This is a genomic window from Dysgonomonas sp. GY75 (genome assembly GCF_015234155.1).
GTDB classification, from domain to species: Bacteria; Bacteroidota; Bacteroidia; order Bacteroidales; family Dysgonomonadaceae; genus Dysgonomonas; species Dysgonomonas gadei.
The window spans coordinates 86,904-101,524 of record NZ_JADCLQ010000052.1; the positions used below are offsets into that span (position 1 = coordinate 86,904).

A 14,621-nucleotide genomic window follows, 5' to 3' on the forward strand; every position below is an offset into this window, starting at 1 on the left:
TCTTTAAACTCTTTTTTATGCAGCCTTACCTTTTTTATTGTATTTGTATGTATTGTTAATCCCATACAATTTATTTGAGTAAGGAATCAAGGGGCTGTCGGCCAGATAACCCCTTGATTTATCAGAAATTACTGTATGTAGCGATAAAATCCACGGAGTTACCCGGAATATTGCCGGAATATGACAGTCCGCCCGGCATGACATCCGTACCGGTCAGGAAGTTCCCGTCGCTCCACATATCGGCATATACGCCTCCCGTATAGGAGCGGGTATTCATCATGACATCTATATTGGTTATCACCGACTGGTCGGAAGCCGGAATGCTATCTACCCATTCCTCGTCCAGCGTGCTGTTGTTAAATACCACAAAGTGCCGGAATTCGTAATATTGCTGGACTGTCTGCACACCGATGGTGATATCGAAGCGTATTGAAGAGGTCAGGTAGTCATTCATATACAGGCGGCTGTGGAACATCCTGTCGGTTGCGCCGGCTGCTTGTGTAACGGCACATATGGCTGTTAATGCTCCGGCGGCCACCGTAATATTTCCGGTTCTTTGGCTGCCTGTATTGCCTGCCACCGTCACGTTAATTGTCCCGTTGCCCGTACCGCTTGTAACATCTGCTGTGCACCAGCCCGGTAGCGATACCGTCCATGATGTATTGCTCGTCACGGTAATAGCAAACGTTTCCCCTGCGTTTGGCGATGATTTTGTCGTAGGACTTATGGATAGGTTCGGAGCCACATAAGCAGCTTGTGTAACGGCACATGTGGCTGTTAATGTTCCCGCAGCCACGGTAATATTTCCGGTTCTTTGGCTGCCTGTATTGCCTGCCACCGTTACGTTAATTGTCCCGTTGCCCGTACCGCTTGTAACATCTGCTGTGCACCAGCCCGGTAGCGATACCGTCCATGATGTATTGCTTGTAACGATAATAGCGAACGTTCCCCCTGCGCTTGGTGACGATTTTATGGTAGGACTTATGGAGAGCGTATAGACAACCGCCCCCTGCTGCGATACGTTTACAATACCGTTAGCTCCGTTGTCGGATGGGATGACGGTGACTATTCCCGTCCGGACTTCACTTACGCTGTTCGGGTCTACCGACACATTAAACGAATCTTCCGTAGCGGTTGCGACAATATCCGTTACTTTCAGCCAAGCCTGATTAGAGATAGCCTGCCAGCCTACTCCGTCCTCTATGCCGGTTACTAGTATCTTTTGTTTTGTTGCCATGATTCTTTCTAATTTATTAATGTGAAAATGTGCCAATATGCCAATGTTTTTAAACGAAAAGTGAAGAACGAAGAACGAAAAATATTTATCACTTTTCACTTTTAGTTTTTAGTTTTTCACTTTCAAATTGGCACATCGGCATATTAGATAATCAGCTCATTATGATAATACATTTCCCGCAGCGTCAAATGTGACTGTAGTAGGGTTCACAACTACGGCTGATCGTGCCTTCTGTGTTACCGCTACCGTTGCAGGAGCTCCTCCATCTGAAGGTGTTACCGTTACGGTAGCTGTCCGGTCTGCGGAAGTTGACGTATAAGCACCACATGCGATTGAAAAACTACCATTGCCCGTACCCGTTCCACCTGTAAGGGTACACCATGCCTGGTTGGAAGAGGCTGTCCAGCTTACACCGGTCGTTACGCCTGTTACTGTTATCTGTTTTGTTGTTGCCATTATTCTAATTATTTAATTTTATAATATGCCAATGTGCCAATATTTTTAGTCATTAGCTTTTAGCTAATTTCCGAAACAACGTTCCGGCGGAGCCAATTGGCACATCGGCATATTCTCTCATTGGCATATTAGGATAGCACATTCCTTCCGGCGTCATATGTTGCGCTGCCCGGTGAAGGCACTATCTCCGATTTCTTATTTATTATATATGTGACAGCATACTTTCCGGGAGCAAAACACCGGATAATAAACTCCGTTACCATCCCCGGATAGACGGCTGCCTGATACCACTTGTCCACTTCATATTCCCCGGAATCGGGCAGGGTTACGAATATCAATGTATCCGATGTATTGCGCACACGGATACTCATCACATAGCCGGGCTTTAATCTTTCCGGATGGATAAGCGAAAGCGTTTCCGAAGCGGATATGCTTACCGTTGTAGTACCCATAGGAACTATCGCGGATACGGAGGTTAGCATCTGCGTACCGGAGTAAAAGTTCTGGAACGCTCCGCCAATGCCAATAAACCGCCATTTACCCTCTTCCATGTTCCAGTAAGCAAAATTGCCTTCCGATAATACAAGGGCATACCACCCGGCCTCTCCTCCCTGCGGATATTTCAGGTACAGGTCGTCAATATAGACCACAGGCTTTTTCTGATATTTGAATAGCGGGATTAACTCCAGGTACTTGTCATTTATCTTATCATTATTACAGCCGTTCATACCTATGCTTTTGTCTCTATTGCCTTAGCCTCCATCACTTTCGCCATTCCGGGCTTTTCAAATATTTCGAACACCATTCCTGCGCACAGGTACGCCAGGGGGATAAACAGCTTCCCACTTATGACAGTGTCGTCACTAAGCGGAGCGGTAACAGGTATGTATAAGGCTTCCGATATTTCATGCCGCATACCCTTATACAAGGAATAATATTCCAGTACGGTATTTATTCCTTCCCCTGTTTCCCGTATATTCTTCACACATACGGGGCGGCAGATATTGCCCCTCGTATATTCGTTTGCCTGTACGGATGCAATGGGATCGGAACTGTCATGCAATGTCTCCGCCGCCTTCTGCCAGCCTTTCATCTTAAACGAGGCCAGCTTGTGAAAATCAGGGGGCAAAACTACATATCCCGTGCCTTTGGATATATCGGGGGAGATTGCCTGCCCGGAAAAGTCACAGACTGTAAAATATGTTTTGGGCAGCAGGTTAACGGCTTTCCGCCATGCATCCGTAAAAACAGCTTCTATATGCTTTTCCACCTTTGTCGTATCCGAACCGATAAAAGCATCCGAACCCGGATCATCCCAGCCAAGCTCATTCATTACCTGCATCACACGCGCTATAAATTCCGTCTTCATTCCTGTTTTACCTTTTTACCTGTTCTTCCGGTGACGTATAAGCATACACGTTTATATTTTAAGATTCGGGAATGAGATATTCAGTTCTTCAGCCGCCCTGAGTATCTTCTCCGGGGTGCTTAACCGTTGGTACGGAATATCGTACGGACTCGATTTGAGCAGTTCTTTTGCCTGCTGTATATTGGTCACATGCCCTATTTCCGTCGAACCGGAACTTTCATCTTCATCACTTTGTTCCCCGTCAGGGCCTGGCGTATGATAGACCAATCCCTTTTTGAAATAGAAAGTATCCTCTATTGCTTTTTGTTCTTCCTTATCGGAAGTTGCGTATGAGCCTCCGAAATTCGAAAACGTAACGTTCCTGACCCCGCCGCTTAGCTTTACGGCAAAAACGATTTTGGCCTTATCCTTTGAAAAATAAACTTTCTTCATACTTATTATCCCTCGAATTGTGAACGGTTTAAGTAGATCCTGGCATGGGCGTCAGGGAATGATAATGTCAGGCCGCTGGCTTCGATCAGCAACCGGCCCTGGCTATCGGCTTCCCCGTTCTTTACATTGTCGAGTTTCTCCGAACGCCATCCCATTGTCCATTTTGTCATATAGTCGGCGTCCAGCATATATGCAGTACCTTGCAATCCGGCCTCGACCATCGATTTATCCAGTATAGGTACAAGCGTACCGAAAGGTGATTCGATGGGGGTGACTTTCAACCCGAAGAAGTCTTTTTTCGATCCGTACCACATATTTTGGGTTAACGGCGCTTTGCATAGTTCAGCCATGAAATCGGGGGAGCACATCATGAGCTTGGTATCGGAGGCGGCATTATCGCTGAATCCCGCATTCATCCAGTCGATAAGCAACGATGCGGTAATACCTGTTCCTGCGGCGTCCAGGTCTTTTCCCGCCTGCGTCCATATCCCTTCCGTAAAATAGGTGTCTTCCGGCTTCCTGTTGTATTTGTTCTTGACATTGCGGATTGCCGCCGATGAACGCCAGTAGGAATTGTTGGTTTCCTTGCGCATCTGATCCAGGGCCTGCTGGACAACATCCGAAATAGTCCACCTGACCTCTTTATTGCGCATCTCGAAGAAGGTGGATTCTTCCACTTCCGCAATGAATTTTTGGAGGTACTGGCTGGAAGGCGTCGGCAGGATATTATATACATCCGTGCGTATCTGGAACTCGGAAGCGGCGCGTCCGGCAATGGTAACTTCCGAATCCGCCGGGATGGCCGGGATCGTAAAGCCTGTGCCCTGCCCGTTCACGGCGATAACGATAGGCCTGCCGTCTGCGTGCCTGTCAACGACATACAACAATAAGGGGCGGGTATCCCGTACGGTTGTCCCCACCTTGCCGTTTACCTTATACCCCAGTACACCTTTTACGATCAGGGTCTGGTTGATGGCTATAAGCGCATTGTCCTGCCCGTCTTCACCGAAAGTAAGGGGCGTTTGCGCACTTCCTCCTGCAAATGCGGCTGTTATTATACTGTCGGAGGGCAGTGTGGCGACACTGTAATAGGTAACCACCTGTGACTTGCTGTTTTTTGTACGGGCCTTGCCGATGCTCCGGGCTATGGTATCAAGGGGATACCTGTAACGGTTGATCTTTACGATCTGGGAATCTATCTGCTCCAGCAGCAGCCGTTCCACATTATCCTCGGTGAATTCCACCGACATACCCTCATGCCGGTTGGCTCCATCCCCATTGGCCGCTATGCCCTGCGGCTTCCCGTTCGAGGAATCTATTTCCACAGACGGGACTGCGTCGGCTGTCACCACTCCCGCATCCATCACCCCGAATACGGAACACAGCAGCATGATTATTAACACGAATAACCCGCTGCCTTTCATTTTCCCTAAAAATCTCTTCATCTCTTTTATTATTACAATTAGTAAATCAGCATATTTGGAAATGTGCAAATTATCTAATGTGCCAATATGCCAATTTCAATATTTTTAGCTGTTAGCCTTTAGCTAATAGCTGTCAGCTTGTTTCGCTTCGCGCCATTGGCACATTGGCATATTTTCACATTGGCACATTTACTTAATCTCCTTCAACTGGTCGTAAACGCTTTCCGGCCGGGGCTGGAACAGCTCCCTGTCCCGGCTTTTCATCTCCGGGCCCGTTCCGCTTCCCATATCCACAATACCGTCCGGACGCTCCGTTTTCTCTTTCATCTTTGCTTTTATGGTCTGGTTCCTGCCTTCGATCTCAGCGGTTGCGATGGCTTCCTCAACGTCATTGTCCCTGGTCTGGCCCTTATCTATCAGTTCGAATATTTCCGTCGGGATATTGCCCATCAGGAAACTTTCGGCCAGTTGCATAAGCCCGTCATAAATGGCGTTTCTCCTTTCTTCCGGCAATTGGTTACCGGAAACATATTGCTCGAACCTTTGAAGGGATTCCCGGAAATTCTCCTGTGCCTCTTCCTGTTCCTTCCGGCTTTGGGCCTGCGCCTGGTTATATTCCTGCGTCCCCCTGATAAAATCCTCATCGTCACTGAAGGCATCCGGCCCGTACAATCTTCCCAGTGCATGGTTAAACGGGATCTTATCTTCCCCTTCCCCGAAGCTCATACCGATAGCCGCTCCGAAACGGGGGTCTCTGGATATATAATCGTGGAGCCCCTGTTGTCCCGACATGAATTTTTTATGGGTTCCTTTCAGTCCGGCATAGTCATTACCGGCAAACTCCCACAGTTGCTCTTCGGTCGGTTCCCCTTCGAATCCGGGATTTGCTTTCATGAATTTTGCAAGGACGCCGCCGCGTCCTGACGGTTTTTCTTCTTTTGTTACATCTGTTCCTTCCATATTTTAATATTTATATAGTCACGTTGATTCCGTATGACAAAAAAATGGAATAAACAACGCTTTTGATGTCTTTCATGCAAAAAGTAATGAGCATGTAAATAAGTATCCGTATCCCCGGCTATGGTTTCCCGCCCTTAATCCCCAATTTTAAACACGGAAAGAATTTAATGTGCCAATTAGTAAATATGCCAATATGCCAGTTGGCGCAAAGCGACAATATCATTTGCTAATATGCTAATTCTCAAATTGAATTGGCACATTGGCATATTAAACCATTAAATAATTAATTCTCTATGTCTGCATTATTTTACGAAGAAGAAAGGAACAGGGATTTCCTACAGGCTTGCGAAGCTGTACGGAAAGAAGAAGGCGCCCGCCTGACCGTATCCGGTATAGCATCAAAGGCTATTTATAAAAAGGCCAAATCATTCTATATACACCAGAGGGCCTATATGAAGATTATCCGTAATAACGGGAACAACCTTCCCCGCAATGAAGTATCCAGGCAACTGCATACAGAGGTACTGGAACGGGCAAAAGAGATAATGAAGCAAAACGATTATACTCCTGCACAAATAGCGAAGATATTGTCGGAGCAGCAGGCTCCGCGCTTTTACATCTCACATGCACGGGCAACAAGCCTGTATTATAAACTTCTCGGAAAATAAAATTAATTTGAAAATTCAATGTGTCAAATCTTCTAATTTTCAAATTAAAACCATTGGCACATTTACTAATTGGCATATCGGCACATTAAAAACATGAAATACCTGATTGTCTTCACACTTATACTTGTGTATATATCCTTTGGGAATGAATTGGGCTACACAAATGCATCCCCCTTATACACGCATTTTACATACATGTTTCAACATGCTTCCGCACTCCATTTATTAATAAACTCACTTGCTTTTATTGGTACCTATACCTCCCTGGAGAAGCATATGAACAGATGGGTATTTCTGGGCCTGTCTTCAGGCTGCTCTGTCCTGGCTTCCTTTGGAGCGATGCACGACGAACCGACCGTCGGCATATCAGGCGCCGTTTATGTCATGACAGGATTATATACAGGCATTACATTACTGGATAAGCATATAAAAATAGCAGATACCCGGAAGTACCTGCTATATATAGGCTGTATTATTATTTCTTTATCCGTCAGCTTTGTAAAAGGGAACAGTAATTTTTTACTCCATCTGGACTCGCTGGTAATAGGGATGGTTATATCCGTACCCGTAGCACGGTTAAAATCCCATGCTGATACGGAATGATTCTGTGTTTGTATTCTGTTTTATTACGGATATATAACCTATTTCCATCATTATGCCGTTTTAGACCGTTGAAATAAACAGTGGATAAATGCCCTTCCCTTTTCAGTCCATACGGTGATGGTGTTGGTTCCTTTAGTACCATCCTTCCGTTCGTAGCTATGCGTCCGTGGCCTTGTATATCCTTTGTCCTGGTACTTTGCATATAACAGCCATTGCTCCGACTGCCGGAACATAACCCCCAGATCTTTCAATTTCCGCTCCAAAGCAATTGCCGACATACCCAGCTCTTTGGCTACCTGCGTCATTGTATAAGTGGATGCAGACTGTAACACCTCATCGGTGTAGGCGGCTTTAGGGGCTAAGGCTTTCACTTCGTTATCCAGGAGTTCATTTTCACCCTCCAATATCCGGAGTTGCTGCCTTTGAGCCTCCACACGCTTAGCAAGGGTGTTCATGGCAAGAAGCAGTATTTCATCTTCGGATTGCGGGAGGACTTTTGCTTCCAGTTCTTCCCAGCGGCGGTTAACTTTAATGCGCAAATCTATACGGTAGCCTGTCATCAGGTCAAGAGATTGCATTTTGGTAAGGAGGTATTCCCTGTGTTGTTGATTCCCTGTATTTGGGTGATAATATACCCCTGCTGAAATTTCAGCCAGCCCCAAATCTCTATAAGTTTCATTGAGTTTGTCACAATCTGCTAACACATTCTTGTGCGTTTTGCCTGTCAACTCCGCAATTTCACGGCTCGACATTGTTTTGTGGTAAAATTTTTCTACATTTGCCATTGTCATAATATATTTCCGTTATTAGGGTTTATATTACAAAGAGGTATCCTTGTCGCCAAACATCAGGAAGCCTCTTTGTTTTTTTATTACTATATTCATAAGGCAAATTTATGCAGGATATACAGGGTATAGGAACTACTGTACAGATACTTATTTACACCCCTGTTACTTTTTGCTTGAAAAGCAGTTTAATACGATTGGCGGTTCAGGTTGAGTAACCCGATATCTTTCAGTTACAAAGTAATTTATGTTCTTTATGCAAGATTAGTATATTGTTACAGGACTTATATTCAGAACGTCCTGCATGATAAAGATTTTGTAATAAGTAGGTGGTATATAATAAATATTTAAAGGAGCTGTCCCTTGTGGGAGCAGCTCCATTTTTATACCTTTTTCTTCAGACCTATATCTGAAACTGATTTCAAATATTTTATTTTCAGAGAGTTGATTTTGTTTATAGGACAGCCTCCTTTGTATTGACGGAGACTTTTTATGAATTGTTACTTCACTTGGAACGAGTTCACTACTGATGTGGAGGTATTCCCTGCCTTGTCAGTGGTTACCACTTTCCAATAATAGGTTTTTCCGCTTGCAAGGCTTCGCGTCAGTGAGGTGGCGGTTTGCGATGCCACCACCTGAGTGGAAGCATTCGAGTTATCTGTATAAACGGCATAGCTTTTTACATCATTGTCAGGGTCGCTTCCTATCCACTGGAAGGTAACCTGCACTGTGGATGCTCCATTGGCATTAAACGTTGCACCCGGAGCCGGAGATGTGAGATCAGCAGGAAAAGGCGCATAATTACTCTCCGGTATACCGGAAAGGTAAAATTTCCATACCGGACTAACTTTGCTTCCCGTCTGATTGATCGCTTGCACACTCCACGAATAGGGAGTATTTACTTCCAGAATAGCCGTGTACATTGTGCCATTGACATTATAGCCTGTTGTGGATTGCGTATTCAGGTTTTTTATTTCAATCCGGTAACTGTTGGCATTGGCACTCGTATTCCATGAAAAAACAACTTGCGCTGTATTCGTAGATGAACTTTTCAGACAAGCGGTGTTATCCGCTGGCGCAGAAAGCACAACGTTGCCTGGAGCCGGCAATTCTGGTTGTACAGGTACAAATTCTTCCTCATCTTCTGATCTACCCCCACCGCATCCGGTAAGTAATAATGTGGCTACTAATACAGCAATTGAAAATATTCGTTTTGAGTTCATATAATATAAATATGATTTGATAATTTTAAAAATTCAAATTGAAATCCTACTCTTTCAGGGCGGGGCAATCTGCTTTGTTAAAAATACGTCCGCAAATTCTTTACCCCTCCCCTGAGAAAGCCATATAGAGTTTTTACTTTTTCACCATTCTTACTATATCCTGGATTGTGGCTCCGCTTACTTTCACCAAGTATGTACCGGAAGAGTAACCCGATACATTAATATGTACCAGCCTGTCAGATGACACGGTGAGTTTCTCTTTATATTGTCTGGAACCGCTCATAGAGAATATTTCCACAGTTACCTGCTCATCTTCACCGGGTATGCTGATAGTAACCTGTACATCGGCAGGATTCGGGAATAGTGTGATCTGTCCATTGAAAAAGACGGTCTCTTCATATACACCCTGACAGCTCTTTTCAGTACGGATACTGATACGATTCTCTCCGTTTTGCAAAGGTATCTCTACTGTATTACTACGGGTAGTCCGGGTAATACCATTCACAGTGATATGATAAGTTTCACCTCCACTCATTACATATTGCGCCGTACCGGTAGCCACATCAGCTTTCAGTACGTTCAGGCTTTCAGGCTGAGACACTACCACGGTAAAATCTTGCTGATAACCGGTAAGACCGCTTATCGTAATGGCCACGGTGTATGTACCGGCAGCCAGACCGGAGAGATGGTAATTTGAAGTAGCCGTATCTGTCTTGCTATAATTATTGCCTGTTACTTTCACAGTATAATTCAGTGACTTATTAAACGAGATATCGATGGCTCCGTCGTCCGTACCGCGGCATGTGCAATTTGTAGTCTTGACCTGATAATTTTGAACAGGCAGAAGGGCTGCGTTTTGTGTAACACTGATTGTTTTCGTTATCCCGCCGCCTGTTACCGTTATGGTTGCGCTGCGTGGAAATATGGCTGTATTTGCCTCTGCTGTCATTGTAAACGTGCTGTTATTGCTGCCGTTCGTTTTTGAAGTTATAATCCACGTGGCATCATCAGATACTGTCCATGATACATTGGAGGTAACGGTTATTGCCGGAGATGTACCGCCACCTGCAATAAAGTTGTAGGCAGTAGATGAAAGCGTAAGGGAGGGTGATGACACAGTTACAACGCAGGTTGCCTTTTTGCCTCCATCTCTGGTTGTTAAGGTAATGGTTGCGCTACCTGCTGATTTGGCAGTTACAAGTCCGCTACTATTAACCGAAGCAACAGAGATATTACTACTCGACCAAGTTCTGCTCTTATCGGAAGCATTGCTTGGCAATACGGTTTCCGTAAGTTGCAGTGTATTGCCGGCTATAAGCGAAGCGGTATTTTGGTTAAGTGTGACGCCTGTTACAGCGACAGTAGTTAATGTCCATTTGGCATATAAATTTACAGTGCCGTTATTGGCTGCCGTTAAATTTGAAACGGATTGACCGTTGGAATATTCTACCGAACCCGTTGCACTGGTTGCCCATCCTGCGAATGCATATCCTGTTTTGGTAAATCCGTTTGCCGTCAGGTTCTTCGCCACATCGTAAGTGTGGGTACTCGATGATGTGCTACCGCCTGTATTTCCATTACCGTTGTAAACGACAATGTAGCTGGTTGGCGTCCATTTGGCGTAAAGCATGACGTTACTTGTTATCACGTCGTTATTGAAATTCCAAACATTAGTGCAACTGCTTTCTCTGTACCAGCCGCCAAAGTTATAGCCTGATTTTGTCGGTGCTGTTGGCTCGGAAACACGCTGCCCTGACGTAATCTGCTGGCTTGACACGGAACTTCCGCCCCGACTGTCGAAAGTAACAATATAGGCAATGTCATTTGATAAGGTTGTGAAATCGCCAGAAAAAGTAACTACTTCCGTGTTATTATTGCCGTATGCCGTTATGGTAAAACTGTACGGCGTACTTGCCGATAAGTTTGTTACCGACAACGATAATTCGTTTTGCTCAGTTGTATTGCGCAAGCGAGTAATATTTCCTGTGGCATCTACCCTATATTGCCCTATTACCTGCGTGTGCGCCTCGTCTGCATAAACTGCAATCTTGTAATATTCGGTGTTTTCTATTGCAGTCCAGGAAATAACCGCAGAAGTTTCGGCAGGCGTTACTTGGGTGCAATAGTCTACAAAATTGGTAAACGAACTCCAATACTGTGCATCGCGATAGTTTGTGTATGCGCCGCAGGGAACATAAACAGGAATGTTTGTCGGTACATTGTAGAATGTGTAATTTGAAAGCTTCGGAGGTATAGTTGCTTTGCTGATTATTTGAGATAAATTGCTGCACCCATAAAATGCCCTATATCCAATCGAAGTAATATTGCTGCTAAGGCTTACCGTTTTCAAGTTCTTGCAGCCATAAAAAAGGTCACTGCCAATATAGGTTACATTGTCGCCCATCGTTACCGACACCAGCAACGTATCGCTTTCAAAAGGAGAACCTGGTAGTATGCTGCTGTTAAAACCGGTATAACTAATATTCCTGCCCAAATACAGAGATTTGATTCCACCGTCAGAACGACTAGTACCACCGGAAAGGAAACTACCGCTTAGGGACAGCGTATCCGTACTGTTTTCTATCCTGACGTTGTCGAATTTACAACTTCCAAAAGCGGAAAAACCGATTTCCTTTACAGACGAAGGTATGGTCAAATCCGTTAATGCTGTGTTATTAAAAGCATTATTGCCGATTGATGTGACTTTATTGCCAATGGTTAATGTCTTCAAATTCGTACAACCTGAAAAAATATTATTTGGAATAAACGTCATATCTGTTTTTACGCTTTGCAAATTAGTACAACCTGAGAATGCATTATATCCTATTTCAGTAACGGAAGCGGGCAAAACCAACGATTTAATTTCTTTGCAATTATTAAAAGCGTAATCGCCGATAGAAGTAACAGTTAAAGGGATAATGTCTATACTTGATAAGCTGCTGCACCCATAGAACGCCCTATATCCAATCGAAGTAATATTGCTGCTAAGGCTTACCGTTTTCAAGTTCTTGCAGCCATTAAAGAAGTTGCGACCAATATATGTTACATTGTCGCCCATCGTTACCGACACCAGCAACGTATCGCTATCAAACGGAGACCCTGTTATAGTATAAGAATAACTAATATTCCTCCCCAAATACAGAGATTTGATTCCACCATCAGAACGAGTACTACCAAAGAAACTATTGCTTAGGGACAGCGTATCCGTACTGTTTTCTATCCTGACGTTGTCGAATTTGCAACCATCAAAGGCGTAACTGCCGATTTCCTTTACAGACGAAGGTATGGTCAAATCCGTTAATGCTGTGTTATCAAATGCATGATTGCCGATTGATGTGACTTTATTGCCAATGGTTAATGTCTTCAAATTCGTACAACCCGAAAACGCACTGCTGCCGATAGATTTTACCGAAGTTGGAATGTTTACCGAAGTTAAGCCCGTGCAACCCGAAAACATCGAATTGTCAATGAAAGTAACCTGATTGCCGATCTCCAAACTTGTGAGCGTTGTTTTTTGAAAACCTGTGAAATTATTGCCGTAAGTATCCTTGATATTTCTGCGTAATTTTAATGTTTGAATGGGAGTATTATAAAATGTAGAATAACTATCGCTAACATATAGCGTGTCGCTACCTGCTTCAATGGTTACGGTGGTTAGGTTGTCACAACCTGAAAATGCAGATCTTGGTATTGAAGTTACTCCACTTCGTATAATAAGTTTTGTTATTTCGGATTTTCTATTTGCCCACGGATAACCGCCACTTGGTTGTGTCATTACACCTGTTCCGTAAATAGTTAGCACGCCATAATCCAAACTGTAATTCCAATCATAATTCCAAGTTTTTATGTCGCTGTTTTGATGCCGTGCATTATAGATTGTTACCGCAAGATTCCATATTCCTAACGCACATTGAACATCGGCAAGAATATTTGTTTCGCCTGAAAAATATGCTACTCCACAATCAATCACTGTTCCAAGTACATTTATACCGGTTATGATAGGTTTCAAAGCGGGACACATTTCGTCCAATCCTGCAAATTCAACAAGGGCAGTAATTGCGCCAAGTTGCGGATCCATACTGACAAATCCTCCATTATCAACAAACGATAAGGCAGTTCCAACAAGACTGAGTATGTTATTTGTCTTGTCAAGTGGTGTGTCCCACATATCCTGTATTTCACTCCACCATCCTGATATTTGCAATACAGATTCATTGATACTATTTGCAGAAATTTGTGTTACAGAACAGTGGTTTTCTTCGTAATTATCAAAAAGAACAGTGCTGTTTTTTGTAGTTATGGTTGAGGGTAAGCCACTTTCGTTATAAGTGACAATTGTTGGGTGGCTGTCATTCGCCTTATTATGAATTATTAATTTAAGTGGTATTGTATGTGCAGCATCACGGTATTGATAATAATAAAGAGTGCCGTCGGGGTCTACAATCATTTCGTCAACATCGTTTCCCAAATTTTCTGTAAAACGTACATATTGAGATTTTACATTAAAATTGCGCCATACCGTTGCTTGCTTATAATCATTTAGCGGTGCGAGCGGAACTGTCAAATAAACATTTGAAACAGTTACCCCTGAAAAAGCATTACTTGCCACATTACTTTGTGGAATATTTGCGTTATTATTGACAGATATTAAATCTGTGCAATTCTTGAATGCTTGCGATTCAATAGTTGTGGCAGTATTTGGAATACTAACTGCAGAAAGCGAAACGCAATTCTCAAACGCCCGCGTCCCGATTATTGTAACGCCTTCGGGAATTGTAATCCATTGTAAATTGCTACAATCCTGAAAAGCAATATCGCCAATGTTGGTAACGCCGCTTTCGATTACGACAGTTTTAATAAGTGTGTGTTTTCCCGCCTGCCGCCACGGCGTTTGTCCTTCGGTAGAGTACGGGAAATCAGCCATATTACCTGTACCGAAGATAGTTAATAGCGTGTCGCCTTGTAATTTCGCTTTAACGGCGGAAACTGTGTTGGTCGAGCTGTCACCGATTAGCCAGGGGCTTGCGGCTGTTCCGCTACCCGTCCAAGCATTTGCTTTGTTTGTAATGGCTAAAAAGCATAAAACCATCAAAAAGAGATTGATTCTTTGCATTGTATTTTCTTTATTTAATTTTCTTGTTTTTATACTACTACTTTTGTTTTCTTTTTTATTATCTATATTCATATGTTATTTTTTATGTCCTGAAAGGGCTGTTAATATTATCATTGTTTTGCATCATTACTTTAATATTTGATTAGGACAAGTGGAAACTATCTTCTTTAGAAAACCGGCGTAAAACCATCATTATGCGCGTCTTGCCTGTGTGTAAATTGAAACGATATACTTATATACGAAGAAAAACGATGTATATTCATAGGGTTCTTTGTCCAAAGAATCCTAACCGCTATATTTTCTGTGGGGAAAATGTGCTGTATTTCTCTTATTGTTTTTGTAAAAACATCT

At 43.6% G+C, this 14,621-nt stretch carries 12 protein-coding genes; 2 read left to right on the plus strand and 10 right to left on the minus strand.

The features are described from left to right. Positions 1-121: 121 nt before the first annotated feature. From IR083_RS19785 to IR083_RS19815, 7 genes are all read right to left on the minus strand, one after another. Positions 122-1,237, minus strand: coding sequence for a BACON domain-containing protein (locus tag IR083_RS19785; RefSeq protein ID WP_194225595.1), 1,116 nt, complete (start codon positions 1,235-1,237; stop codon positions 122-124). A 159-nt stretch (positions 1,238-1,396) separates the two neighbouring features. After that, the gene (locus IR083_RS19790; RefSeq protein ID WP_194225596.1) at positions 1,397-1,693 is read right to left on the minus strand and encodes a BACON domain-containing protein; all 297 of its coding nucleotides are present in this window, start codon (positions 1,691-1,693) and stop codon (positions 1,397-1,399) included. 128 nt (positions 1,694-1,821) lie between these two features. Then, complete coding sequence (locus IR083_RS19795) at positions 1,822-2,421, minus strand: hypothetical protein (protein WP_194225597.1); 600 nt, start codon at positions 2,419-2,421, stop codon at positions 1,822-1,824. Between the two features lie 2 nt (positions 2,422-2,423). Further along, entirely contained in the window at positions 2,424-3,062 is a 639-nt protein-coding gene (locus IR083_RS19800) for a hypothetical protein (RefSeq protein WP_194225598.1), read from the minus strand. 51 nt (positions 3,063-3,113) lie between these two features. After that, positions 3,114-3,494: a hypothetical protein gene (locus tag IR083_RS19805; protein WP_194225599.1), complete on the minus strand. Its 381-nt coding sequence runs from the start codon at positions 3,492-3,494 to the stop codon at positions 3,114-3,116. 5 nt (positions 3,495-3,499) lie between these two features. Continuing rightward, complete coding sequence (locus IR083_RS19810; RefSeq protein WP_194225600.1) at positions 3,500-4,939, minus strand: hypothetical protein; 1,440 nt, start codon at positions 4,937-4,939, stop codon at positions 3,500-3,502. Positions 4,940-5,107: 168 nt separating this feature from the next. Then, the gene (locus IR083_RS19815) at positions 5,108-5,878 is read right to left on the minus strand and encodes a hypothetical protein (protein WP_194225601.1); all 771 of its coding nucleotides are present in this window, start codon (positions 5,876-5,878) and stop codon (positions 5,108-5,110) included. A gap of 293 nt (positions 5,879-6,171) precedes the next feature. Here IR083_RS19815 and IR083_RS19820 point away from each other — a divergent pair, with 293 nt between their 5' ends. Both IR083_RS19820 and IR083_RS19825 read left to right on the plus strand, forming a co-directional pair. Beyond that, a complete protein-coding gene (locus tag IR083_RS19820) occupies positions 6,172-6,546 on the plus strand; it encodes a hypothetical protein (RefSeq protein WP_194225602.1) in 375 nt (124 codons plus the stop codon). Between the two features lie 93 nt (positions 6,547-6,639). Continuing rightward, the gene (locus tag IR083_RS19825; protein ID WP_194225603.1) at positions 6,640-7,149 is read left to right on the plus strand and encodes a rhomboid family intramembrane serine protease; all 510 of its coding nucleotides are present in this window, start codon (positions 6,640-6,642) and stop codon (positions 7,147-7,149) included. Between the two features lie 50 nt (positions 7,150-7,199). Here the strand turns inward: IR083_RS19825 and IR083_RS19830 are convergent, their stop codons facing one another. The 3 genes from IR083_RS19830 to IR083_RS19840 form a co-directional block, all read right to left on the minus strand. Then, a complete protein-coding gene (locus tag IR083_RS19830) occupies positions 7,200-7,934 on the minus strand; it encodes a phage regulatory protein/antirepressor Ant (protein WP_194225604.1) in 735 nt (244 codons plus the stop codon). Positions 7,935-8,434: 500 nt separating this feature from the next. After that, positions 8,435-9,157, minus strand: coding sequence for a hypothetical protein (locus tag IR083_RS19835; RefSeq protein WP_194225605.1), 723 nt, complete (start codon positions 9,155-9,157; stop codon positions 8,435-8,437). 133 nt (positions 9,158-9,290) lie between these two features. Continuing rightward, positions 9,291-14,270, minus strand: coding sequence for a leucine-rich repeat protein (locus tag IR083_RS19840; protein WP_194225606.1), 4,980 nt, complete (start codon positions 14,268-14,270; stop codon positions 9,291-9,293). Positions 14,271-14,621: the final 351 nt, after the last annotated feature.

What these genes read in the sequence shown, in the direction of transcription:
- IR083_RS19795 (WP_194225597.1), bottom strand. Translation starts at nt 2,421, where the DNA reads ATGAACGGCTGTAATAATGATAAGATAAATGACAAGTACCTGGAGTTA.
- IR083_RS19785 (WP_194225595.1), bottom strand. Translation starts at nt 1,237, where the DNA reads ATGGCAACAAAACAAAAGATACTAGTAACCGGCATAGAGGACGGAGTA.
- IR083_RS19830 (WP_194225604.1), bottom strand. Translation starts at nt 7,934, where the DNA reads ATGGCAAATGTAGAAAAATTTTACCACAAAACAATGTCGAGCCGTGAA.
- IR083_RS19835 (WP_194225605.1), bottom strand. Translation starts at nt 9,157, where the DNA reads ATGAACTCAAAACGAATATTTTCAATTGCTGTATTAGTAGCCACATTA.
- IR083_RS19820 (WP_194225602.1), top strand. Translation starts at nt 6,172, where the DNA reads ATGTCTGCATTATTTTACGAAGAAGAAAGGAACAGGGATTTCCTACAG.
- IR083_RS19810 (WP_194225600.1), bottom strand. Translation starts at nt 4,939, where the DNA reads ATGAAGAGATTTTTAGGGAAAATGAAAGGCAGCGGGTTATTCGTGTTA.
- IR083_RS19790 (WP_194225596.1), bottom strand. Translation starts at nt 1,693, where the DNA reads ATGGCAACAACAAAACAGATAACAGTAACAGGCGTAACGACCGGTGTA.
- IR083_RS19805 (WP_194225599.1), bottom strand. Translation starts at nt 3,494, where the DNA reads ATGAAGAAAGTTTATTTTTCAAAGGATAAGGCCAAAATCGTTTTTGCC.
- IR083_RS19815 (WP_194225601.1), bottom strand. Translation starts at nt 5,878, where the DNA reads ATGGAAGGAACAGATGTAACAAAAGAAGAAAAACCGTCAGGACGCGGC.
- IR083_RS19840 (WP_194225606.1), bottom strand. Translation starts at nt 14,270, where the DNA reads ATGCAAAGAATCAATCTCTTTTTGATGGTTTTATGCTTTTTAGCCATT.
- IR083_RS19800 (WP_194225598.1), bottom strand. Translation starts at nt 3,062, where the DNA reads ATGAAGACGGAATTTATAGCGCGTGTGATGCAGGTAATGAATGAGCTT.
- IR083_RS19825 (WP_194225603.1), top strand. Translation starts at nt 6,640, where the DNA reads ATGAAATACCTGATTGTCTTCACACTTATACTTGTGTATATATCCTTT.